We start from the raw sequence: 23,384 nt of genomic DNA on the forward strand, positions 1-23,384 counted from the left end.
AGGATTCAAAAAGAGCTTAGTCTACACGTCTCGACACCTGCCGACTGTTGAACGTCGTCAAAGAGCCTAAGCTAGAGGTCCATGTATACTATTGCCTGGACTGGTTGCTGTCTGGCGATCCGGAGATAGTGCCGCCCTAGCCTATGGAACTTCACTCTTGCGACAAGACGACGCTACAAACAAGGAAGTCGCACCAGGTAAGGTTAGTTCGTTTGTCTGGTGTCGTTCAGTAGGGAGGACTTTCGCTCCCATTCCAGAATTGTGACTCTTAATATCAATGGACCTAATCTCAGGGTGTAGGTTAAGACAGCCTTGTCTTGATATGTTTCCTTCAAGACTGAATTAGTTCCTATGCTCAGGGGAGCATGTCAAGTGGCTAACAAGACAATGGAAGGCTAGGGAGGGTTGAGCCAGACTGGGCCCCTAAGCATAGATTCCTGTAACGAACGAAAGTGAAAAAGAACAGCTTAGGTCATAGCCTAACTGCTATCACATAATTAGTCGCAAGGTACATGAAGAAGAGGGGAAGCAGTAGTAGGTCTGTAACGTTGACTAATGCCTCGATGAGCCAAAGGGTTCCCAGGCCGAAGAGAAGGGAGGATAAGATGAGTTTCAGATGTGGCAGTCTTATCCTCATTATCTGTGCCTTTAGGGCTGCGGTTAAACCTATGACGACGGCAGACGCCGTGGCCGCCCCTACCAATGCTGACGAGTAACTCTGTGGTATTAGGGCTATTAGGACTAAGGCCGCCTCAAATGACTCGGTCACGCTAACCGTATACACCACTGCTAGGCTCTCCCTTTCCTCCTTTCCACCCTTTCGCGTTTTCTTGAATCCTCTTCTCGCACTCCTCAGTAATTTGTACCCAAAGTAGAACAATATGACCGCTGCTGCTAAGAGAACGTATGATAGGGGAAGGAAGGCAATATAGTTGCCTAAGATGAATGTGGGTATCATTACGGTGGCGACCCCAGCCACTGCGTACACAATTGGCTTTAATCCCCTATACAAACCGTAGTATATCATTGCGACGGCTCCGGCTTCTGACAATTCTAAGAGGGTGATCCCAAACGAAGCCAGAAGTATACCTAGCTGAATCATATCGGAGGAACATTGTAACATTAATTAAAAGCGTTCATAGTGAAGAACGGTATAATATATTGTGGTTTTGACATAGCTAATTCCTCCCGCTGACCGAAAGCTTAAATGCTACATTAACGGTGTTAAAGTAGAGGTAAAGCTGAATGAGCGCAGAGAAGATCAACCTTGACCTGAAGGAGATCCTAGATGCCTCCGTCGAGGCCAAGTACAACAACATTTCACAGGAGGAATTCCACAGTAGGATGGTGAGATCTGGGCTTACTAGGAGCACTATCGAGGCCATTTCAAAGGCCAAAGGGGAACCAGAGTGGATGACCAGGCTCAGGGTGAAAGGATTGGAACTCTTTGAGAAGATTCCTACCCCTAACTGGCTCCCTGCAGTGGTGGCCAACCTAGACGTATCTCAGCTTCAGATATATGTCAAACCCGACGTGGACAAGACCTCCAGTTGGGACCAGATACCGACTGAAATAAGGAATTATTACGAGAAAATTGGTGTCCCTCAGTCTGAGCAGAAGTTCCTCGGCGGACTGGTTGCGCAGCTCGATTCTGAATCGATATACGAGAACGTGAAGGGCGAGGTGCAGAGGAAGGGTGTTGTGATGCTCTCCATGGACGATGCCGTGAAGAAGTATCCTGACATGACCAAGGAGTACTTCATGAAGATATTTCCCATGTCTGACCACAAGTTCGCTGCCCTCCACGCCGCCTTGTGGAGTGGGGGCGTCTTTGTCTACGTCCCGAAGGGAGTGAGGGTCAGTATGCCAGTGGAGGGGTACTTCATAATAGGCTCCGAGCTGGAGGGGCAGTTCGAGCACACCCTCATGATAGCCGATGAGGGATCTTGGATACACTTCATTGAGGGATGCAGTGCTCCACAACTTAAGAAGGACTCCTTCCACGACGGTATGGTAGAACTCTATGCAAAGAAGAACTCTTATCTTAAGTTCACTACCGTACAGAATTGGAGTAAGAATGTTATAAACTTCAACAACAAGAGGGCGTGGGCCGATGAGAACGCCACAGTAGAGTGGGTGGAAGGTTCGCTTGGGGCCAAAGTTAGTTTAGTTTACCCCACCACGATACTGAGGGGTAGGGGTGCCTCCTCCACTAGCCTAGTGGTCACAATGGCCAGCGGAGAGGGAGACTGGAAGGACAGCGGATCTAAGATGATACATGCCGCTCCAGACACTAGGAGTAAGGTAGTCAATAAGAACATAGGGTTCAATGGCGGCGTAAATGTCTACAGAGGGCTTATCAGGGTAGATAAGGGAGCCAAGGGAGCGAAGGCGTTTGTAAAGTGCGATTCACTGATGTTAGACGAGAAGACGAAAGCCTACACGTACCCTCACAACCAGGTTCTTGAGGAGGATGCCGACGTAGCTCACGAGGCACATACACTAAGAATGAACGAAGATCAGTTGTTCTACCTGCAGAACAGAGGTATAGACGAGAAGGAGAGTGTCTCCATGCTGGTCCTGGGCTTCGTCGATGACATAATGAGGGGTCTTCCCTTCGAGTACGCGGCAATGTTGAACAAGGTCATAAAACTTGAACTGGAGAAACTGGGAGCCGTAGCATAAGGTGCAGACCCTTTGCCTGTGGTAGACGAGGATTCGATAATACCCCATTTAGACTCTCTTCCCGATAGGGGGGATAGGAAGGAACTTTTCCTGAAATATAGAAACACACCCTACCAGCTAGTTAACGACTCACCCACCATTAAACACTACACCCAGTGGAGCCTTTACGACTCCCTAAACTTGAAGGTGAGACAAGTTTCAGGTGAGCGGCTGGAGCCTCCGTTGAAATACGAACGCTCAACAATACTGCATAATAATGTGCTACAGTCTGGTGTAATGAACGACGAGCTAGGAAAGGACAGGCCCAACCTCGAGGACAAGTTGTCCCTGCTCACTTTGTGCTTGTCCAAGAGAGTCAGCGTAGTTGAAGATGGGAGACACCTGGTGTATCACAGGACTGACGCGGAAGGTGTTTTCTCCCCTCTCTACGTGGAACTGGAAGGAAAAGAGAATTCAGTTACAGAGGTGGTATACATCTCGGAAGCTGTGGGAAGAACTATGAACTCCTTCGTGATCAAAGTTAAAGTACCCAAATCGTCGGTGGTGAACCTCATACTAGTTGAGAGGGATTCCCTCTCTTATACGTACGGCAAGGTCCTTGTCGAGAACTTGGGGGAAGCTAACGTAAGTCTACTCTCCTCTGGAGCCAATCAATCTCACGTAGAGGTGAACACCGAATTAGGGGAAGGTGCTGAGATAAACTTCAACGCGAGGGTCATAGGCGTTAAGGACAACAGACTTGACGTGAAGACCACCGTAAACCACCTCGGAAAGAAGAGTGTAAGCAACGGTGTCTTGAAGGGAGTATCGGGTGACGCGTCCACTGTTACCATAAGGGGGATAGCTACAGTGTCCGAGACAGGGCAAGACTCTAGCACTTCCATAATAGGTAGGGGATTACTCCTTAATCCCTCTTCTCGGGTCGTGGTAACTCCCATGCTAGAGGTGAAGACGGGTAAGGTCGTTATGGCCAAACACTCAGCCTCGGCCTCAAGAGTTAGCGACGACATGATCTTCTACCTCCAAAACAGGGGACTTGACAGGAGAAGTGCAGAGGGCCTGATACTTAGGGGATTCTTGAGCGAGGAAGGAGACTTAGACATAATGAGAGAGCTCATAGAGAGTAGGCTGAGAGAACTAGGTTACTGAGAACTCATCTCTTCGCTTGACCGAGCGGGCGCCTAGTCCTAAGAGAATTTCCGTTATTTCGTTATCTCAATACTTTCGATCAAGTCTCTCCATATGCAGTTATCTCAATACAAGTAGTTGTATAATACGCATTAAGGGATCAACGAGAGGAATGAAAGTGATCGCGTTTAAGGTGGAGGAGGAACTCCTTAACGCCTTAGATATCTACGCACTTAACAAGAGGATGACCAGGAGCGAGGTAATTAGGAACGCACTCAAGAAGTATTTAGAAGAGGAGCCGCCGACGGGACTTGAACCCGCGACCACCGGCTTTCCAGCCAGAGGCTACAAGGCCGGCGCTCTACCGCTGAGCTACGGCGGCACAAATGAGTGAAATATGGCGGAGAGATAAAAAATTTGAGCAAGTCGATAGGAGAGAGTTTAGGTTCGTACCATATTCGTACCAGAAACCAATTCATCGGTAGAAGGAGTTGCTCGCGAATTTATCTTAACAGGGGGGTTCAAAGGGGGCGGAAGACCCCTTCCGTCAGGGAGGGGATGGATAGCCCCCTTTGTATAATTAAATAACTGTCGCGCAAGAACCCTCCTGATGCCCGACGTAGGATTTCGCTTTCGTGCCTATACCAACGAACGGACGTTGAGGGCGTTAAAGGCCCAGTTAAGGATGGCGTGTGAGCTGTACAACACCCTGCGTTGGGCAGACTCCTATTTCTATGCAAGAGATGGAAAAGGTCTGAACCAAACCCAGTTGAGGCAACTCGCCTTGGACCTGAGGAAGCAGGACGAGCAGTATCAACAACTTCACTCTCAAGTTGCTCAGAACGTCGCGGATCGCTTCTACGAGGCTAGGGAGAGGTTCCTCGACGGTCTATCGCGTTTCCCCAAGGAGAGGAAGCCCCACAAGTACTCTTCCCTGGTCTACCCTCAGAGCGGATGGAAGGTGTTGAGTTCAAGGGAGATAAGGGGGAAGAGCAGGGAGGCGAGGGAGGGCCACCCCAAGAAGTTGATGAAGTTGAACCTTTCCCACCTGGGAGTCTTCAAGGTCCTCGTGCATAGGGACTTCCCCCTCGACAAGGTGAAGAGGGTGGTCGTGAAGTTGATGCCTTCGGGGAGGGTCTACATCTCCTTCGTGGTCGATTACGAGTTCCCAAAACTACCTCAGGTCAACAAGGTAACTGCACTCGATGTGGGCATCAAGACCCTCATCATGACGTCCGATGGGGAGTACTTCCCCAACGTGAAGCCTTACGAGAAGGCCCTGTTGAAGGTGAGGCACCTCCACAGGGTACTGTCCAGGAAGGTTTTCCTATCCAAGAACTGGTTCAAGGCGAAGGTCAAGTTAGCCAAGGCCTATGAGCACCTCAGGAACCTGAGGAAAGACATCTACATGAGGCTGGGCAAACACTTCGCAAGGAACTACGACGTCCTCGTCATGGAGGACATAAACGTCAAGAAGCTCGTGGGCAAGTCCCCCAGGAAGTTGAGGATGAGGCTCCACGACGTCGCCTTCCACGAGCTGAATATCTCGAAGTACCAGATGGAGAAGCACGGTAAATCCATCGTCCTCGTGGACCCAGCCCACACGTCCAAAACCTGCGCCAAATGCGGTTACGTGAGGGAAGACCTAACCCTCCTCGATCGAGTGTTCTCCTGTCCACGATGTGGATGGATCACAGACCGCGACTACAACGCCTCCCTGAACATCTTACGTAGATCGGGGTCGGTGCGACCCTCAGTGCCTGTGGAGCTCCGCCCTCTACCGGTACTTCGGTACTGGCAAGGTGGAGCTGGGAAGCAGGAAGCCCCGTCCGTAAGGGCGGGGTGAGTTCACTGGTGAGAAACTCATGGATCTCTAGCTCTACAACACCTTTGCTACGGCAAGGTGAAACATATGTTCTCTATGTTTATAAAAATGTATTGGTTTATATTAAATCCATAGTAAATGGTACTTTAAAGGGGCGTAAAATTGTTACTGACGATACGGATGCCCCAAACTAAAGTAATCCACGTGATGTGTGAAACGGAGGATGTTGGATGAGGTAGTGACATATTCTCCCCGCTATCGAGAGAGCATGCACCAGCTTCGTGTCTTCGGGGCTTGTTTTGTGGAACACCATCTCCACCCGTAGTGAAGTAGAAAGCTCCTTGCCTCTAGGGTAGTTTCCATCTTACCAGAAACACATTGCTTCGAATCCAAAACCTCCTCTAGGACGTCCTTATGATTGGGACGGTTGCCGTAGCGCTCAATAACGTGATAACCCCCTACGGATGCGAGATGTCGAGCCCAACTGTGGTAGCAAGATTCGCTGCGAACCTTCAGACGTTCCTAAATGATGAGTATGGCAGAAAGCATACATAATAATTCTAGATGGAATTATTACCTAAACAACACTTAAAGGGAAGATTTATTTATTAGTCTCTGCAAGAAGACTAGATGAGCAGCTCTGGTACAGGGTCCCAGCTGGGACAGGAGTTAGCTACAGTTCCTTTTGACCAGATGATAAAGAACATCCTACTCGCGATGGTGGCAGGACAGAACGCTGCCAACGCAGCGTTCATAGCGGGAGTTAACGATCTAGCAAACGCTACACTTACCATAAAATATTCTACTTCTAGTGGAAGTCAGAAAGGCTCAAACACAGAAGTGACGGGCAACGCCTTAGCATTTGGTATCCTTCCCATCCTACTAGAGATATCAGGCGCAGTGATCACGATCAAGATAGACCTCACGTTCGTCTCTCAGGTCCAAGAAAGCGTACAGGTCAACGCTGGAGTGGAGGGGCTTGCAGATTTCCTGCTGTTCAGCGCTTCGGTTAACGCTAGATATCAGAACACGTACTCTTTCTCAGCGGACGCCTCGAGTTCCATCGAAATTCACGTGTCACCAGCACCTCCACCTCAGCCCATAATGGAGGTAATAAAAGCCGTCGTTGCGGCAAATCCGCCATCGTCCACCTCAGGGGGCGGTAGCACATCAGGGAGTTAGAACTAGGTAACAGGTTATGCGAATTAGAGTGGTGAGGGGAGTGAGATTATCAACTCTTCTCCTGGCGCTTGCTGTGCAGCTTAGTCAAGGTACTTCTGAAGCGTTGGAGAGATCTCAACCCAAACAACTCATCCCCAACAAAGTAGGAGTCTCCATACCTATACACATAGTAGATACCTCACCTCTCAAAGTATCTCTGTTCAACGCCTATGTAGCCAATTACTACAACATCGACCCCTCAGGTAGGGTAGAGGTAGAACTCACTAGAACTAAAAGGTGAACTATACGTCTACAACTGGAACCCCCGCAGGAGAACTAGAGGAGATAGCGAAGAGGATGACAATGTTGGAACAAGAACTCAAGTCCCTGCAGGGACAGATAGCAGAATTAGAGTCAAAACCGACGGCTCTCGAACTAAGGAGATTGACTTACTCTGGCTTGATGCTCGCACTTCAGGCAGAACTCTTAGAGGTAGATAAAGTAGCTCAAAGTCAATCTGAGGGCCCTACCTCATACGTCGTTTCCGAGTTCACTTTAACTATAAAGGCATTGGCTTCTGTGGACGAGAAGGGTAGACCGATTTTGGCCTTCCCGATCCAAGGAGAGGTCGATCCAGGACAGTTAAGCTCGTTAACAATCAGATTGAGCCCAGTTCCTAGGTTCACAAAACAGATACAGAGAAAGAGCAGCGCCTAAGAAGATCCAAAAATCCTAACTAATATCGCAAATGGAGTAAAGAGACGATAGCATTTTTCCTTAACACCGCAATTTCATGGGGAACAGGAGAGGTAGTTGAGGGGTGCTGAGAGAACTCTCGACATTGATATTCAGAGGGAAGCTAGGGCCCACAGCGATGAGGTGCTCATCAATAGTTCTTTCACTACTATTCACGAGTGAACTACCCTGCCCTCACGGACGGGGCGTCATCGCGGTGAGTCCCGCTCCTCGGAGGAAGCTCGATCTCCTTACGTAGCGGAGGTTCCGTGGAACCTTTCTGTGAATAGCGTGGAAGGGAGGTCACGGAGGGTTTCCTCTCCACGGGCGTGAGTTCCCCCAGTCCCGAGGGTGCGACCCAGCTCTCACAGTAGAGGTCGTAGAAATAGTATTTTGATGACCGTAAAGAGGTTTACATAAGGGGGCTGTCCGTCCCCACGGAAGGGGACTTCCGCCCCCTCAACCCCCGTTAAGTTAAAGTTCATTATTACGACAAGGCCCTCATAGTATTAGCGAGCTGGCGTACCTGAAAATCGATACTTCTCGAACCTCGACTTTTTCAGAAAGGCTCAGTTCGTAGTCTGAGAACCCTCATGACCCTCCCCTCTTATGGACGAATTAGTTGTGCGCCTCGGGACGTTGCTCGGGAGAGTCTATGTCTAATATCGCTTCAATGGAGACGTCCAGATAACGCTCACTTCCTCCGTGACAGTGCCGCAGCGCAGACATATACTTGGTCAGACAGGTGAAGGGGGGACAAAGTCCCAGTGAGCACAGGCACATGGAGGCCACATAGATATAGCTATTAGATATAGCCGTCCCATGGTGTGAGAGGTAGGTAAGGAAGGGGATCCTCAAGGCATACCTTCCTGGACGACTTCGCTACGAGGGTGGAGAGTCTGACTTCCTCCCCGCCCTGGAAGGGACGAGGGTTCCCATCCAGAGGGCTCGTCGTTCCCACCATCGGTTCGGGTTTACATGTCTCGTTTGGTGGGCAGTCGAGTGGATCAGAGATCCACTCCCATTTGAAGAGGAGGGGACTTTCACCCATTACGTCTAGTCCCTTAAGAGAAGGAGATAATAGCTGCTCCTCCCTCAGTCCCATTAAACCTTAGATCGAGCTGGGGAGGAGCGTCGTTAGTACCACTAAGAGAAATTTCACAAAGAAGTATAAATATGAGGGGGCTATCCGTCCCCGCCGTGAAGGGCGAGGCTTTCCGCCCCCTTAACCCCCCTCTCTGTAAACGTAATTGAGCGCAGGTCGAAGGAACTACCGCGCCATCTTGTTGCCCTTACCAGGAAACTCTGTATGAAAGGGCTGAACGATACGAGTTAGGTCCAGGGATCTGTATTCGGCACGGATCTCGCTCTAACCTACAAGGGCCGGCTGGTGGTTCTCCTCGAGGAGTGGAAGAGGGTTCTCCTTTCCGTTAAGCATGTCATCTCATGTTTACGTTAAATTCTACAATTTCTCCTCCCCATCGACAGAACTCACATAAAACTAAGGGAAGTGCCGCCGCGGGGATTTGAACCCCGGACAACCGGATTTCTCAGGGACCGTATGAGTCCGGCGCTCTAGCCGGGCTGAGCTACGGCGGCACAATGTACGGCTCAATCTATCTGTTTTAAAAATTTCGCCCATACCACCTCTATCGCTTCCAGTGATGCGAAGTAAGGAGGCATTTCGTCCTCATCCAGGAGTCTGTTCTATTTGTTCGTAGGGGATCGCTAATCCGAAGACCTTAATATACGTTGCATGGTAGGTGAACTCACCTCGCATTCGCGGATGGGGCTTCCTGCTTCATAGCCTCACCTTACCCAACGGGTAGAGGGCTCCACAGCTCTGAGGACCCCCTACCCCCGATCCCCTCAGGTCTAACGACGTGTTGTAGTCACGATATACTACCCAACCGCACCAGGAACAGGTGAAGGTACCGTCAGTCAGGTCTTCCCTCACGTATCAGCAATTAGTACACGCCTTGGAGATGTACGCTGGGCCCACCATGATCGATTTCTCATCTTACTTCTCCATTTGGTACTTCATCAGTGAGTTGAGTTCGTGGAAGGGAAACTAGTCCCCGTGAGTCGAGGGGACTTGCCACAAGTCGTTTAACGTTAATGTCCTCCATCGCGAGGACGTCGTAGTTCTGGGCTAACCACCTTAGCGGAACCCCACGTCGAGTATAGACTATCTCGAGAAATTATATTTAAATATAGGAAGCCGTCCATCCTTACGGATGGAGTCTTCCTCCCCTTAAACCCTCGATAAGATAACATGAGTGCATGAGAACACCCCGAATTCTCCAGTAACCTTTATATTCTTACTTAAGTAATATGGTAGTATGAGGGTAGTAACAATAAAGGTAAAAGATGAGTATTACGATGTTGCGGAGGAGATGGTAAAAGTAGGATTAGCGAAATCCAAAAATGAGGCCTTTAACTTGATCATATCATACGGTGTGGGCAGAGTCGTGGAACAAATAAAGAGGAGGAAGAGGATAGAGGAGTTGACGGAGAAGTGGTTAAAGGAAGGTTTGCCGTTCGATTTACCTACCTCGAGTGAAGTAATAAGTGACAGGGAATGAAGTATTACATTGATACGAGCCTCGCCGTCGCGTTAGTTTACGAGAGGGACCCCAACCACGAGAGAGCGGTAAAGGTATATCCTAAAGACGGTGAGAGGGTTATTAGCACGTTGGTCTTGGCCGAACTATATTCAGTTTACTCGAGGAGAATGAACATTTCCGATGAAGAATTAGAGGCACTGGTTAACTATACCGTCATTAAATGCGGGTCTAAATTGGAGGAAGTAGAATTCGATAAAGTAGTAGATTACGCCGTAAAGATCTCCAACATGGTGAAGTTGAAGACGTTGGATTTGCTCCATCTGGCAACAAGTGTCCTCATGGGGAGCGAAATATTGAGCCTCGATGAGGAAATATTGGAAGCCAAGAGGAGGTTAAAGGTTAATTCGCTGGAGGGTCATTAATGGTGTGAGAGCGTTCCTGAGGTGATCATAAGGGGGCTCAAGGCATTGAGTCTCATGGGCTCGTCTCGTCCTCGATCTGGAACTTGGGTTAGGCGAAGATCATAAGCCTTACGGTGAACGTATTCCCTGAGATCAGGCACAGATTAAAGTCACGCCTGGGGCCTGGGAATGAAGAGGCTTACTTATCTCCAAAATATTTATCTCGGGGCGGAGGGTTTAAGAAAATCTCCAACGCGAGGTGAAATCCGTAAGGCTAAACGAGATCGAAGTAGAACTGAAGAACAGTGAGAACGAGATGAGAGCTACCCTCTTCTGGTTGGAGAGACTACATCATGGCCGAGATAACGCGTTTGGAAAAGGTGATGAAAGAGGTAACGAAATTCCTCCAACGGCCTCGAAATCATCATATGTGAGGTTAAACCGATTAGCTTGACGCTCAAGTATTTCCTCCAGATCAGTGAGGTTTCCCAACGAAGAGATCAGGATACCCAGGATATTGTTTGAACAGTTATCTCATTCATTGTGTCCCTTTCCATTTCAATTCCTATCCTGTTCAAGCCGTCTGGGGGTACCTGCTTACAAAGAGGGAGTTGAGGGTGCGGAAGGCCTCGCCCTTCAGGGCGACCATTGATAACCCCCTCAATAGAAGTTAAAACAGAATACTTATCATCGACGCTGACGACGCCCTTCCCCTCTTTAAGTTCCATTGAATCCTCGATGGAGCTGGGGGACCAGTACCTTCCTTACTTTGTTCTTATGGGACTAGACGTCGTAGACCATAGCTTCTCATTTTTCAATTGGGAGTGGACCTCTGATCCACTCAACTGCCCACCAGAGGTGTAAGCCTGGATCGACGGTGGGAACGATGAATCATCTGGAATGGAACCCTTCAGGGGAGGAAGTCAGAGGAAAGCGAACCACCCAGCCCTGATCGGTAGATCGAAAATTCTCTTCGACTTCTTCCTCTCTAACGCTTAGGCTCAGCGAGTTTCTAGATCTACCTTTACGGATGGAGCTCCCCTCGGCCCACCTTGCCCTTAACCTGGTACGGGTAGAGGGAAGGCTACAGGGTGAGGGTAGATCCCACCCCTGATACGGGATGCACGTCGATTATCGCCCGCGAAGGGCCTTCTAGTGGAGCAGAGTTGTACCTCACGGACTCCGCTTCAACCGTGGCGACGCTCACCCCGTTGATGAGTGACATTGGTATAGCGTTTCGCAAATTGATATTCAGATGAGGAGGCCATCCTCCCCTTCCTCCACTGGAGGGGACTACCCCCTAACCATTACTAAGATAAAAATTGAAGCAGAAGCACTTATTTTCTTTATAGTCAATTATTCGAGGCTTTCCTAGTGCGATAACCTTTTTATCCGCCCATAAGTCGGTCTAGATGGAGGTAAACGATAAGGCGATGTTAGCCAAAGACTCCTTAACTAGCGACGACAGGATCATAGGGAAGCACGTCTTCGGCAACCTTTACGATATTGACGAAGCGATCCTATCCGACAAGGAGTTCTTGGAGGAATTAGTTAGAGAAGCGGTGAAGATCGCTAAGATGAGTTTAGTAGAGATTAAGGCCTGGTCCTTCGGTGGGGTAAAGGGGGCGTGTCGGTCATAGCTCTCGTGGAAGAGAGCCACATCGCCCTACACACCTGGAGGGAATACAAGTATGCTACCTTGGATGTTTATACATGCGGCGTGGAAAGTGAGCCCAAGATGGCCTTCGATTACATAGTGTCGAAGCTCTCCCCAAAGAGGTATCAGAGCTTCTACGCTGACAGGAGTAGTTGAAGAAGTCCCCACCACCTATTGTTTTCTTTTATTTCCTCTCTTTTTATTGTTATTCTAGAACTCCGACAGTTGTCGTATATACCCTCCGACAATTGCAAAAGGGATTTAAACTGAAGGCCATATGTGGGTCAGCTGAGAGTTTGAAAGCAGGCATAGTGGGATGGGGAGCCTACGTCCCCAGATACAGGATAAAGTTAGAAGAGATAGTTGATATGTGGGGCTACGATCTCTCAGTAATCTCTTCATTAGGTCTCAGTGAGAAATCTGTCCCAGGTCCTGACGAGGACTCAACTACCATGGCTTGGGAGGCCTCAGTTAACGCCATAAGGAGGTCGGGGGTCAGCCCCAAGCTCATAGACACTGTCCTCTTCGGCTCCGAGTCCAAGGTGTATGCGGTGAAACCTACGTCGACTATATTAGTTGATGCGTTAGGGCTAACCAACCACTCCTTGGCGACAGACATGGAGTTCGCCTGCAGGGCGGCCTCGGTTGGTTTGAGGCTGGCTACGGGAGCGGTCGCGTCAGGTTCATCTAAGTATGCCCTTGTAGTCGGGTCCGACGTCGCTCAATCCAATCCAGGGGACGTACTTGAGCTTAGCTCCGCTGCGGCGGCCGTCAGTTACGTGGTGGGTCCCGAGAAGGAATCGGCAGCTTTAGTGGAGGCCGTCTCATCTTATACTTCGGACACTCCTGACTTCTGGAGGAGAGACGGACAACCGTACCCAGTGCACGGTGAAGGCTTCACTGGAGAACCGGCATACTTCCATCACATAGCATCGGCAGTGAACTCCCTCCTCTCATCCTCCGGCCTCAGGATCAGCGACTTCGATCACGTAGTTTTCCATCAGCCCAATGGAAAGTTCCCCGTGCAGATAGCGAGGAAGCTTGGGTTCTCATTGGAGAAAATAAAGGTGGGCATGGTGGCTCCCTATATAGGCAACCCTTACAATGCCTCCGCACTACTCGGACTGGCCAAGGTCTTGGACGTGGCCAAGCCCAACCAAAGGATCTTGGTTGCTCCATTCGGAAGTGGTGCGGGAAGCGACGCCTATAGCTTGGTCACGACAGACCTGCTGGTCGAGAGGCAGAAGTTGGCTCCCACCGTAGATCAGTATATAGAAGCTAAAAAGTATGTAACATACGCCAAGTATGCCAAGTATACTAATAAGATAAAGGTGTACGAGTGATGGTCAAAGTCTTCCTGACCGCTGCCTCAACTTTTAAGGTAGGAAGACATTATAATATGGGGTTCGGCGATCTAGCTGCCGAAGTCATCTCCTCTCTAGAATCTTCAGTAAGGTCCTCTCAGATCGATGCTGTGGTTGTAGCCTCTGCTTACCCGGAGAAGACCGGCGATCAAGTTATGTTAGCCTCCAAGGTCGTGACGCAGATGGGACTGGGAGATAGGGTCATGGGGTTGAGGACAGAACAGGGGGACGCCAGCGGCTTGGTAGCGCTAGCAGTGGGTTACTCTTTAGTTAGGGCTGGGCTGGCCAATAACGTTCTCTTGCTAGGTATGGAGAAACAGAGCGAGTTCCCTTCTAGGAGACTCAACGACATAGTGGCCCAGAACTTAGATGAGGTCTATGCCCACGGAGTAGGCCTCACTAACCACGCAGTAGCTGCCATTCTCATGAGGGAACACATGAAGAGGTACGGCCACGACTACGAGTACTACGCTAGCTGGCCCATTACTATGCATGAGAATGGGAAACAGAACCCCCACGCCTACCTAGACTTCAAGGTGAACTTGGAGACTGTCAAGTCAGCTCAAGTGGTCTCAGAGCCTTTACGTCTCTTCGACTTGGCCCCCAGGGCCGACGGAGCTGCAGCTGTCCTACTGAGCAGTGACGAGTTCGCCCCTAAAGTTTCAGATTCGCGCGTTGAAGTAGGGCCTGTGTGTTCCTCTACCATTAGGGTAGACTACGAGCCTAGGTTGCTCTCGGCCGCCAACTCCATGAGGTATGCCCTCGACGCGGTGGGACTCTCCATGAGCGACGTGGACCTCTTCGAGGTCCACGACTCCTATAGCGTCATGGCCTCCATGATATTAGAGGAGACCGGCTTGACTCCCCCCGGCAGAGGCCTCGAACTCCTTCAGCACATCCCCATAAATTTAGGGGGTGGACTCAAAGCACGTGGGTATCCGGGAGGTGCCACAGGCATTTATCAACTGGCCGAAATGTACGGGCATCTCACTGGGACATTCCAAGGAAGAAAGGTTGAAAATGTGGAGGTTGGCCTCGTTCAGGGAATGAGTGACTTGGGGGAGACCTCACTAGCGACAGTCCTAAGGGTGATGTAATTGAGGATATCCGTTTCTAGGGTCTGGAGGAACAGACATGTAAACTATAGGATGAGGGCCGCAACCTGTAAGTCCTGCGGAAGCATTACCTTCCCTTACCAGCCTGTCTGTTCCAGGTGCAGGGGAAGGAACGTAGAGCCTGTAGACCTACGTGGTACTGGCAGGATAGTCTCTTACACTGTCAATTACCAATACAGAGAGGGCTTCGACAGACAAGCTCCCCAGATCGTTGCTCTAGTGGAACTGGATGACGGTCCCAAGGTGTTGGGGGTACTGACCGACGTAGAACCAGAGGAGGTCTACGAAGGGCAGAGGGTTTCAGCGGTGTTGCGGAGAGTTTCCGCCGATTCCTACCACGGAATAATATATTACGCACTGAAGTTTAGGCCTGTGAGAGATGGAAGCTGAGATCGACGAGGTAGTTGAGAAGGTTGTCAGAGGAGAGATCCAGCTCCACGAGTTAGATCGCGTGCTGAGCGGCAATCTATCGATGGTTGTGAGAAGACTAGCGGTGGAGAAACTGACCGGCACCAAACTACCCTCCATAGGATCCACCATAATAGACTACGAGGAAGTGAAGAACAGGAACGCAGAGAACGTTATAGGTGGGACCCAGCTTCCGTTGGGGGTCATAGGACCCCTAAAGGTCAGGGGGAAGTGGGCCAACGGTGACTTCTACGTACCTCTCGCTACTACTGAGGGCGCGCTGATCGCCAGTGTGAATAGGGGAGCTAAGGCAGTGACGGCCAGTGACGGTGTCAGGGTCAGAATACTTGGAGATGGAATGGCCAGGGCCCCTGTGTTCAAGCTCGACTCGGTGGATGAGGTGGATGGATTCCTCTCTTGGATTGATGCCAACAGAGCCAAGATAAAAGAAGTGGCTGAGTCCACCACGTCTTTCGGCCGGCTGAGTTCGCTAGAGACCTTCGTTCTGGGTAATAATGTTTGGGTTAGGATAGTCATGGAAACGGGGGACGCTATGGGTATGAATATGGTGACTCTGGCGGCGGAGAAGGTTTGTGAGCTCGTTCAGAGAGAGTACCCAGCCGCCAAATGTGTAGCCCTGAGCGGGAACGTTTGCAGTGATAAGAAGCAGTCTGCCATCAACTCCCTCTTCGGTAGGGGAAAGACCGTGGTGGCCGAGGCCCTAATAAGGGAGGAGGTGCTCTCTAGTCTACTTAAGACCGATGCAGCATCGGTGAGCGACCTCAACCTAAGGAAGAATCTACTGGGTAGTGCCAGAGCTGGTTCTTCACAGTTCAACGCACACTTCGCCAACGTTATAGCGGCTCTCTTCATAGCAACAGGTCAGGACGTGGCCCAGGTCGTGGAGAGCAGCATGGGTTTCACCTGGACCGAGGTGAGGGGAAGAGATCTCTACATTTCCGTTACACTCCCCTCCTTAGAGGTCGGGACAGTGGGGGGTGGGACTAGGCTCCCTACTCAGCGGGAGGCCCTCAGCATAATGGGAGTTCAGGGTAGCGGGAACCCTCCAGGCTCTAACGCCAAGAAGTTCGCGGAGATCGCTGCTGCAACTGTCTTGGCAGGGGAGCTCAACCTCCTTTCTGCCCTCAGCGCAGGGGAGTTGGGCAAGGCCCATAGGAGGCTAGGAAGGAACTTTCAGTCATAGATTAATACTTCCTTATTCTACTAGTTCAGTGTGCTTCCTAGGGAACTTGAAAGGGTGATCCAGCTAACCGCCACTCACCATAGGTGGAGGAGGGAAGAATCGATCAACCTCATAGCATCTGAGAACGTGATGAGTCCGTTAGCTGAGGCTGTGTACGGGACCGACCTCATGTCTAGATATGCGGAGGGGAGGCCATACAAGAGGTACTACCAAGGAACAAAGTACGTCGACGAACTTGAGATCTTGACCATGGACCTCATGAATAGGCTGACTTCTTCCAAGTACTGTGACGTCAGGCCCATAAGTGGCACCATAGCCAACGCCGCTGTTTTCAGAGTCCTCGCCGAACCTGGGGAACAGGCCGCGATCGCCCCAGTTCAGGCTGGGGCTCACGTGAGCCACACCAAGTTTGGTACCTTAGGTGCATTAGGAATAAGGCAAGTGGAGCTCCCTTACGACAGAGAGAGGATGAACGTAGACATCGAGGGAGCTAGGAAGGTGATAGAGAAGGTTAAACCCAAGTTCGTCGTGTTGGGAGGCAGCTTGTATCTCTTTCCGCACCCAGCCAAGGAGATCGCCGAGGCGGCCCACTCGGTGGGAGCTAGGTTAGTATACGACGCTGCTCACGTATACGGCCTGATCGTTGGTGGAGTCTGGAGCAATCCTCTGGAAGAGGGGGCCGACTTCCTCACCGCGTCGACCCACAAGACCTTCCCTGGACCTCAGGGAGGGGTATTGTTCACAAACGACGAGTCGCTCTACAAACCGGTTTCTCACACCATATTCCCCTGGTTCCTTAGCAATCACCACTTACATAGGCTCCCCTCGACCGCTGTAACGGCGTTGGAGATGTTAGAGTTCGGTAGGCAGTACGCTTTCCAGGTGACTAAGAACGCAAAGGCTCTGGCCTCGGCGCTAGTCAGCATGGGCTTCAAGGTTGTAGGGGAGAACCAGGGCTACACCATGAGTCACCAAGTGGCAGTGGACGTCACCTCACAAGGAGGGGGAGCCAGATGTGCAAAAACGTTGGAGGAGGCCAACATAATAGTCAACAAAAACTTGCTACCTGAAGATCCGCCGGAGAAAGTAAGCGATCCCAGCGGTCTCAGGCTGGGAGTGCAGGAGATGACTAGATATGGAATGCGCGAAGGAGATATGGAGGAACTAGCTTCCCTATTTAAAGAACTCCTCATAGATCGCAAAGATCCAGCGATGGTGAAGTCGAAGGTGCTGGAGCTCAGAAAGTCGTTCCTTTCCGTGAAGTACACCTTTGACGTTAAGCTCCCAGACACTCTAACGCCACTGCTGAACATGACTTGATCCTTGTGGGAGTTAATGGTGACGAAGTCGACCTTCTGTGAGTAAGTGCATAGATAGTTCCGGCAAAGGATATTTATCTTAAATTTACAAAAATTGGAGTTAAGGGGGCGGAAAGCCTCGCCCTTCACGGGGGTGAACAGCTCCCTTGTATTTAAATACTTCTTTGTGAAATTTCTCTTAGTGATACTAACGACGCTCCTCCCCAGCTCGATCGAAGGTTTAATGGGACTGTGGGAGGAGCAACCATCGTCTCTCTTCTCCCTTAAGGGACTAGAGCTTTGCGATGAAAGTCCCCTCCTCTTCGAATGGGAGTGGATCTCTGATCCACTCGACTGCCCACCAAACGAGGGATGTAAACCCGAACCGGTGGTGGGAACGACGATCCCTCTGGGAGGGAACCATCGCCCTTCCAGGGCGGTGAGAAAGTCAGAGGCTGGTGGGTGTCTCCGAGCAGACTAGACAAGGATCCGTATACATACTTGACGCAATCAATGACGGTCTCTTAAGCTATTGGCGCATCCCTCATGTACTCCATCAGTAAGGCAAGTCATGAAGAGGGAATCCACTTCGGAGGGATGAGGGTAGTTCGTGTCTAAAAATGAGTATTAGTAAAGTAAAGGCTTCGAGGAGATAGAGCTACACACTTAGAACTGTGGGAACAGAGGTCGAGGGGAACGACCTTACGCGAACCTTCCGTGTGGTTCGTAAGGAGGTTAGGGGAACTTCCGCGGCTGACGTGTGTGTCTTCGTGAATGGCCTAGAAGCCTTCATGGCGAGCGGATACTCGCTCCGTCCACGAAACTGGAATAGTTCACTGAACCTATACTAAATCCGAACGTGAGCTTTTCTTCTGACAATCTCCATCAACTGAGCTACTCTAAGTCGTGAACGGCCCCTCGTCGTGAATTCGATATTCCATCTCAGGTGAACTAGACCGGAGAGCTACTTCCACGATCTGCCATGGAACACCTGAGGAAACTTAGGAGATAGGTATTTCCTATAGTGCACTCCGGTCAGCTCGGCGTTTAGTTAGTGAGAGACGTTGATGAGAGGGTTAAAATGGAGACCACATTAACCACCGTCAGAGAGGTTCTCGCCAATCTCTATCCTCTAATGTCTGATAAGGAGGAGGTGCGACCGCCGGGATTTGAACCCGGGATTTCCTGCGTGGCAGGCAGGCGTCCTGATCCAGGCTAGACGACGGCCGCACAACACTGCACGAAGATTAAGGTTATAAATGTTCTTCCTTTAGAAGGAAGGGATTTTTAACCAGGACGAAAGTTTGACTGTATGGGAAGTTTCGAGACCTTAAGCAGAGTAGTCGAAACAGTTAACTCTGACCAGTCCTTGATGGCGGAGCTCAAGGGTTTTAACAAAGTTTTTCAGTTCGATACTAACGCCGACAAATACTACGTAGTTTTCAACTCAGACGGTTCCCTATCTATCTCTCGAGGGGTTCATCAAAGTCCCTCTGCAACGTTAAGTGCAAGCGAAGAAGTCATGGATGGCATCATTTCGGGAAAGATGGACGCGATATCCGCGTTCTTTCAGGGGAAGCTAAAGGTCTCAGGAGATGTGATGTCAGCTCAGAGGCTCGCATCCATGATTTCTAGGGCCAAGAAGTGAAGAAGGGTTAAGTCTCTTGCCCGAGCTGAAGAAGAAAGACAGTTTGGCTTTGATTGAGACTCGTGGAGCCTACTTGAAGTCTCTAACCCTGGCAGGTAAGCAGGTAATAACACCACCTATCGACGGTAAACCGACGCATGGTGGATGTGCTGTACTGTTTCCCTTCGCAAATAGGGTTAAGGGAGGGCTCTACGTCTTCGCGGGTAAAACTTTCAGGCTTCCAACTAACGAGGAGGGTAACGCTATTCACGGTCTGGTTCTTGATACGGAGTGGCAGATTCAGTCGCACACCCCGTCCTCTATTTCTCTGTCGCTTCGTCTTGAGCATCGAGCGTATCCTACCGTTCTAAAAACGTGTTTGACATACTCCCTAGAGCAGGACCACTTAGACGTCGGCCTATCAGTTATCAACGAAGGCGACTCAGACGGCCCCTTAGTAGTTGGGTTTCATCCCTACTTCAACGTTGGAAAGGAGTGGAGATTGAAGCACTCCTCACCTTTGAGGAGATTGAATATGGTATCTCACTTCCCAGATGGCACTTTTCAAGACTACGACTTCAACTCCCTTGAAGAGCCTTGGAAGTTAACTTTCGACGACTGTTTCGTTGGTGGGGGCACATTAGTTCTGGTTGGTAGGGACTTAAAGCTCTCCATTTCCCGTCGTAATATGGAATTCTTTCAACTCTATAATGGTGTTTATGCGTTAGGTTCGGTTGCCCTGGAGCCAATGACAGGCGCTCCAGACGCTTATAACAACGGAATAGGGCTCACGGTCATTAGGCCAGGGGAGAAGCTCTCGTGCGGCTTCACTTTGTCCATCGTATGAGCCGATATCGTTATCGATATCGAAAAAATATTTAAACCGAGAACCTCCACCGACTTCATGCCTCCCATAGTGCAAGCGATTAAATTAAGCAAAGTCTACAGGACTAAGAAAGTCGAGTACGTTGCCCTTAGAGGAGTTGATCTCGAGATTCAGGGGGGTGAGTTCGTAGCTCTTGTGGGACCCTCGGGTTCAGGTAAAACCACTCTCCTAGACATGATAGGTCTCCTAGACTCACCAACAGCAGGGAAAGTGATTATAAACGGGATCGATGCCACTTCCCTTAGCGAGAGGAAAAAGGCAGAACTGAGGAACAAACACATCGGCTTCGTGTTTCAGTCCTATAACCTGATCACGTATCTCTCTGTTTTGGAGAATGTGGAGCTTCCTCTCGCGGTAGCTGGAATACCATTTTGGAAGAGGAGAAAAAGAGCGGAAGAGGTGCTGGCCGAGATTCCGGGCATGTTGGAACTTAAGGATAAGAAACCCAACGAACTGTCGGGGGGACAACAACAGAGGGTCGCCATAGCTAGGGCCTTAGTGAACGATCCAGAGCTACTCATAGCGGACGAACCCACCGCAAACTTGGACACCAAGACCGGTGAGGCTGTGGTCAAGCTCCTTAAGTCCCTCAGCGTCGAGAAGAAGGTAACTATTCTTATGGCTACTCACGATCCAGACATGATAAAGAACTGTGACAGAGTCATTCACATTAGGGACGGTATGATAGAGAGGGTGGTGGAGCAGTGAAGTGGCTACCTCTCTTATTGCTAATCGCGGCCTCGCTCTTTGTTTCCCTCCCCGCGTTGGCGCAGGTCAACCCACCTCTCTCCGGTCAGAGCCAATGGCTCACGTCTAACGGCGTAGTGGCACCCGGTCAGTCGGGAGTGGTGCTCGAGGTTACCGTTGTGAATAGTGGCACTTATCCTCTATCAGATATCAGACTTACTCCTCAGAACTCGTCTCCACTCCTCTTGTACGGTTACTCTAACGGTTCACCGTCCTTCTACGTAAGTGAGCTGCAACCCGGTTCGGCATACTCCTTCACGGTTACCCTGCAGGTGTCTTCCTCTGCCCACCAGGGTGTCTATAATCTTAAGGTGAGTTCCTCTTTCATCGAAGATTATCAGGGAGTTAACTTCCCGGCATCAGAGTCCTTCACCGTCCCCGTTCAGGTGATAGGAAGTGTTCAACTTTCGGCGACTTCAGTCTGGGGTGTCCCCTCCTCGCAGGTAGAGGTATTCCCTGGGGAATCTGACGTTCCTCTCACTATTCTCATAGAGAACTCAGGTACAGTGTCTGCGACTAACGTTACTTTGTATCTTAGGTCTCACTTTCCAATCTACTTCAATCAGAGTCGGGCGATAGTTGGTATAGTTCCCGCTGGAGGACAGTCCGAGGTTCAGGTGCTTGCTGGCGTTTATCCTAACGCTTCAGTGGGTTCCTATTACGTTCCCCTGCTCGTGCATTTCTTCCAGCAGAACGTTAGCCTTAACGCTACTGTAGTAGTAGGGACTAACGTCAAAGTTGCTGGCTCCGTGTTCGGCCAGCAATGGGCTGATCAGGGAGAAGAAGCTGGACCAAATGAGGCTGGAGTACCGATACAATTTAGCCTAATGTACCTAGGCACTCTCCCTACTTTATACGAGACAGTGAAGGTGTACCTTCCACAAGGCTTTACAAACTCCACCCGAGGAAACTACGTTGTTTTCACAGAACCTTCAATGAGGTCTGGAGAAGTGTTTACCTTAAGCTTTCCAGTAGACATTGGTAGTGTACCCTTGGGTGACTACCAGTTCCCAGTCCAAGTGAGCTGGGTAGTTCCGGAAGGAGAAGGACAAGTAGTGGAAGTAAACCAATCAAGTAGCTTTTCCCTGTTCTTGGAAGGCCAATCCCAAGTGCAGGCCACAGTACTCAATACGTCTCTCCTACCAGGAGGAGTTAACAACCTCACCATTGTACTAGAGAACAGCGGAAGCGGGCCTACGTACAATGTTTCATTAACGATTCAGGCCCCACAGGGACTCAGTGTTCTGGAGCAGCCCGCCGAAATACCCGATATACCAGCCCATACAAACTACTCTATGGAGATCCCACTTTACGTCCCAACCTCGGATGCGGGGGAACCCGTGACCCTGACTATCTCAGGCGATTACGTTGACCCAGCAATGATTCAGTTACCCCTTACCTTGGAAGTCGGGCTCTACGTCCAACAGTCAACCCTCAGACAGGAACCGATCCTCGGTTCAGTAGATGCCCAGTTACAGTCGGGCTCCACTTCCAACGTCACAGTCTCCTTAGTTAACGTAAATCCCTCCCCCCTTTACAATGTAACTTTGGCTTTCTCCTCTAGTGAGGTGGACTGGTTGTCGCCAGCTCAACTTGAGTACCACCTCATCCCCTCTGGAGGCTTAGTTACGTTTAATGCTACAGTTACAGTTCCCCCGGGTGTTCAGGGGTAGTTCCAGTCCAGTTGACGGCCCAGTACTACAATAAACAGGGACAGTCTTTACTCGAAACGACCGAACTTACGCTCTACGTCCAGCCCTCTGTGCAATCTACTTCCCCTATTGTCGCATATCTTCATCCATCTATACTACTAACGGGGGAGCCATCCACAACGCAGCTAGTCTTAATCAACACCGCCAACTCTCCTCTCTACAACCTCTCCGTGACATTATCATCCCCATCTTCCTACCTGAATCAGACGTTGATAACCTCTAGCTTCGTCCCACCAGGTGGTGAATTGTCTATACCACTTCAGGTTTACGTTCCTGTCTCGGGCTCAATCTCCTTCCAGTTCCAGGCTCAATACTACGACCAGCAACGGACGTTGCATGCGGAGAGCGGTAGCGTAGGCGCGCTGGCTACAGGTTCCATTGACATCGTAGAAACTGGTATATCAACTGTCCCCTCAGTTGCTTTGCCGGGTTCACTGGTGTCAGTTACCGCAACGATAGTAAACTACGGGACTGGAACCGCTGATGGTTTGCTAGCTTCGGTCTCTCCCCCTCGTGGATTAACTGTAATAAGTGGCTCTACTTACTACGTGGGGGACGTAGCCCCGTACACTCCTACTACCTTCACGTTCGCCTTCCAAGTGACCAATTTCACAAAACCTGGAACTTATATCATTCCGGTCAACTTGACTTACACCAACTCGCTGGACGAGCTGCAGAACTCCCACCTCAATATCTCACTTACCGTGGCATCTAACGCCACCGCCTTCTTCCACAACTTCCACAGTTTCTCCAGTGGTCACTCCTCGTTGCCCAAGTTCGCACTCTACGTCTCGTTGATAGTTATTGTTATCGTGGTGGTTGGCGTAATCTTAGGTAGGAGGTGGAGTAGACGAACCTAGCGGA

The 23,384-nt window shown here is 50.3% G+C and carries 23 protein-coding genes, 3 tRNA genes and 1 pseudogene; 20 read left to right on the forward strand and 7 right to left on the reverse strand.

Annotation, left to right across the window (positions count from 1 at the left end; all coding sequences use genetic code 11):
• Positions 1 to 472: 472 nt before the first annotated feature.
• Positions 473 to 1,102 (reverse strand): hypothetical protein, encoded by a 630-nt coding sequence (locus HS1genome_RS05755; protein WP_373286771.1) that lies wholly within the window; start codon positions 1,100 to 1,102, stop codon positions 473 to 475.
• A gap of 143 nt (positions 1,103 to 1,245) precedes the next feature.
• On the opposite strand from HS1genome_RS05755, the gene sufB reads away from it, so the two are divergent.
• Positions 1,246 to 2,685, forward strand: coding sequence for a Fe-S cluster assembly protein SufB (sufB, locus tag HS1genome_RS05760; RefSeq protein ID WP_126449980.1), 1,440 nt, complete (start codon positions 1,246 to 1,248; stop codon positions 2,683 to 2,685).
• Between the two features lie 18 nt (positions 2,686 to 2,703).
• Positions 2,704 to 3,834: a SufD family Fe-S cluster assembly protein gene (locus tag HS1genome_RS05765; RefSeq protein ID WP_229768185.1), complete on the forward strand. Its 1,131-nt coding sequence runs from the start codon at positions 2,704 to 2,706 to the stop codon at positions 3,832 to 3,834.
• Between the two features lie 275 nt (positions 3,835 to 4,109).
• On the opposite strand, the gene HS1genome_RS05775 is transcribed toward HS1genome_RS05765, so the two are convergent.
• Positions 4,110 to 4,195, reverse strand: a tRNA-Thr gene (locus HS1genome_RS05775).
• Positions 4,196 to 4,423: 228 nt separating this feature from the next.
• On the opposite strand from HS1genome_RS05775, the gene HS1genome_RS05780 reads away from it, so the two are divergent.
• The 5 genes from HS1genome_RS05780 (at position 4,424) to HS1genome_RS05795 (ending at position 7,516) form a co-directional block, all read left to right on the forward strand.
• Positions 4,424 to 5,659, forward strand: coding sequence for an RNA-guided endonuclease InsQ/TnpB family protein (locus HS1genome_RS05780; RefSeq protein WP_126449982.1), 1,236 nt, complete (start codon positions 4,424 to 4,426; stop codon positions 5,657 to 5,659).
• 393 nt (positions 5,660 to 6,052) lie between these two features.
• Positions 6,053 to 6,193 (forward strand): hypothetical protein, encoded by a 141-nt coding sequence (locus HS1genome_RS11995; RefSeq protein ID WP_158613726.1) that lies wholly within the window; start codon positions 6,053 to 6,055, stop codon positions 6,191 to 6,193.
• Positions 6,194 to 6,268: 75 nt separating this feature from the next.
• Entirely contained in the window at positions 6,269 to 6,820 is a 552-nt protein-coding gene (locus HS1genome_RS05785) for a hypothetical protein (protein WP_126449983.1), read from the forward strand.
• 16 nt (positions 6,821 to 6,836) lie between these two features.
• Positions 6,837 to 7,100, forward strand: coding sequence for a hypothetical protein (locus HS1genome_RS05790; RefSeq protein WP_126449984.1), 264 nt, complete (start codon positions 6,837 to 6,839; stop codon positions 7,098 to 7,100).
• Complete coding sequence (locus HS1genome_RS05795) at positions 7,097 to 7,516, forward strand: hypothetical protein (protein WP_126449985.1); 420 nt, start codon at positions 7,097 to 7,099, stop codon at positions 7,514 to 7,516. The genes HS1genome_RS05790 and HS1genome_RS05795 overlap by 4 nt, the downstream gene beginning before the upstream one ends.
• Positions 7,517 to 8,339: 823 nt before the next feature.
• Here HS1genome_RS05795 and HS1genome_RS12590 read toward each other — a convergent pair.
• The 3 genes from HS1genome_RS12590 to HS1genome_RS05815 form a co-directional block, all read right to left on the reverse strand.
• Positions 8,340 to 8,639 (reverse strand): hypothetical protein, encoded by a 300-nt coding sequence (locus HS1genome_RS12590; protein ID WP_232018794.1) that lies wholly within the window; start codon positions 8,637 to 8,639, stop codon positions 8,340 to 8,342.
• Between the two features lie 406 nt (positions 8,640 to 9,045).
• Positions 9,046 to 9,133: transfer RNA gene (locus HS1genome_RS05810), tRNA-Met, on the reverse strand.
• Positions 9,134 to 9,335: 202 nt separating this feature from the next.
• Positions 9,336 to 9,491 (reverse strand): transposase, encoded by a 156-nt coding sequence (locus HS1genome_RS05815; RefSeq protein ID WP_126449986.1) that lies wholly within the window; start codon positions 9,489 to 9,491, stop codon positions 9,336 to 9,338.
• A gap of 385 nt (positions 9,492 to 9,876) precedes the next feature.
• Between HS1genome_RS05815 and HS1genome_RS05820 the strand changes: the two genes are divergently transcribed.
• Entirely contained in the window at positions 9,877 to 10,119 is a 243-nt protein-coding gene (locus HS1genome_RS05820) for a VapB-type antitoxin (protein WP_126449987.1), read from the forward strand.
• Positions 10,116 to 10,523 (forward strand): type II toxin-antitoxin system VapC family toxin, encoded by a 408-nt coding sequence (locus HS1genome_RS05825; protein ID WP_126449988.1) that lies wholly within the window; start codon positions 10,116 to 10,118, stop codon positions 10,521 to 10,523. The genes HS1genome_RS05820 and HS1genome_RS05825 overlap by 4 nt, the downstream gene beginning before the upstream one ends.
• A 1,063-nt stretch (positions 10,524 to 11,586) precedes the next feature.
• Here the strand turns inward: HS1genome_RS05825 and HS1genome_RS12000 are convergent.
• On the reverse strand, positions 11,587 to 11,727 hold the full coding sequence (locus HS1genome_RS12000) for a hypothetical protein (RefSeq protein ID WP_158613727.1): 141 nt from the start codon (positions 11,725 to 11,727) through the stop codon (positions 11,587 to 11,589).
• A 208-nt stretch (positions 11,728 to 11,935) separates the two neighbouring features.
• Here HS1genome_RS12000 and speD point away from each other — a divergent pair.
• The 6 genes and pseudogenes from speD to glyA all read left to right on the forward strand — a co-directional run bounded on the left by speD (position 11,936) and on the right by glyA (position 17,570).
• Positions 11,936 to 12,315 (forward strand): annotated as a pseudogene (speD, locus tag HS1genome_RS05835) (adenosylmethionine decarboxylase).
• Positions 12,316 to 12,455: 140 nt separating this feature from the next.
• Positions 12,456 to 13,502, forward strand: coding sequence for a hydroxymethylglutaryl-CoA synthase (locus tag HS1genome_RS05840; protein ID WP_126449989.1), 1,047 nt, complete (start codon positions 12,456 to 12,458; stop codon positions 13,500 to 13,502).
• Complete coding sequence (locus HS1genome_RS05845; protein ID WP_229768231.1) at positions 13,502 to 14,620, forward strand: thiolase family protein; 1,119 nt, start codon at positions 13,502 to 13,504, stop codon at positions 14,618 to 14,620. Before HS1genome_RS05840 ends, HS1genome_RS05845 begins: the two co-directional genes overlap by 1 nt.
• Complete coding sequence (locus HS1genome_RS05850; RefSeq protein WP_126449991.1) at positions 14,621 to 15,028, forward strand: Zn-ribbon domain-containing OB-fold protein; 408 nt, start codon at positions 14,621 to 14,623, stop codon at positions 15,026 to 15,028.
• Positions 15,018 to 16,250: a hydroxymethylglutaryl-CoA reductase (NADPH) gene (hmgA, locus tag HS1genome_RS05855; RefSeq protein ID WP_126449992.1), complete on the forward strand. Its 1,233-nt coding sequence runs from the start codon at positions 15,018 to 15,020 to the stop codon at positions 16,248 to 16,250. Before HS1genome_RS05850 ends, hmgA begins: the two co-directional genes overlap by 11 nt.
• A gap of 30 nt (positions 16,251 to 16,280) precedes the next feature.
• Positions 16,281 to 17,570, forward strand: a complete 1,290-nt coding sequence (glyA, locus tag HS1genome_RS05860) for a serine hydroxymethyltransferase (protein WP_126449993.1) — start codon at positions 16,281 to 16,283, stop codon at positions 17,568 to 17,570.
• A gap of 1,132 nt (positions 17,571 to 18,702) precedes the next feature.
• Here glyA and HS1genome_RS05870 read toward each other — a convergent pair.
• Positions 18,703 to 18,778: transfer RNA gene (locus HS1genome_RS05870), tRNA-Gly, on the reverse strand.
• Positions 18,779 to 18,860: 82 nt separating this feature from the next.
• Between HS1genome_RS05870 and HS1genome_RS05875 the strand changes: the two genes are divergently transcribed.
• From HS1genome_RS05875 to HS1genome_RS05895, 5 genes are read left to right on the forward strand one after another with little or no spacing between them, the layout of a single operon-like run.
• Positions 18,861 to 19,196, forward strand: a complete 336-nt coding sequence (locus tag HS1genome_RS05875) for an SCP2 sterol-binding domain-containing protein (RefSeq protein WP_126449995.1) — start codon at positions 18,861 to 18,863, stop codon at positions 19,194 to 19,196.
• A gap of 16 nt (positions 19,197 to 19,212) precedes the next feature.
• Positions 19,213 to 20,022 (forward strand): aldose 1-epimerase, encoded by an 810-nt coding sequence (locus tag HS1genome_RS05880; protein ID WP_126449996.1) that lies wholly within the window; start codon positions 19,213 to 19,215, stop codon positions 20,020 to 20,022.
• 57 nt (positions 20,023 to 20,079) lie between these two features.
• Complete coding sequence (locus HS1genome_RS05885; protein ID WP_126449997.1) at positions 20,080 to 20,769, forward strand: ABC transporter ATP-binding protein; 690 nt, start codon at positions 20,080 to 20,082, stop codon at positions 20,767 to 20,769.
• Positions 20,766 to 22,481 (forward strand): COG1361 S-layer family protein, encoded by a 1,716-nt coding sequence (locus HS1genome_RS05890; RefSeq protein WP_126449998.1) that lies wholly within the window; start codon positions 20,766 to 20,768, stop codon positions 22,479 to 22,481. Before HS1genome_RS05885 ends, HS1genome_RS05890 begins: the two co-directional genes overlap by 4 nt.
• A gap of 11 nt (positions 22,482 to 22,492) precedes the next feature.
• Complete coding sequence (locus HS1genome_RS05895) at positions 22,493 to 23,380, forward strand: COG1361 family protein (protein ID WP_126449999.1); 888 nt, start codon at positions 22,493 to 22,495, stop codon at positions 23,378 to 23,380.
• Positions 23,381 to 23,384 lie beyond the last annotated feature (4 nt).

The organism is Sulfodiicoccus acidiphilus (assembly GCF_003967175.1).
Taxonomy (GTDB): Archaea; Thermoproteota; Thermoprotei_A; order Sulfolobales; family Sulfolobaceae; genus Sulfodiicoccus; species Sulfodiicoccus acidiphilus.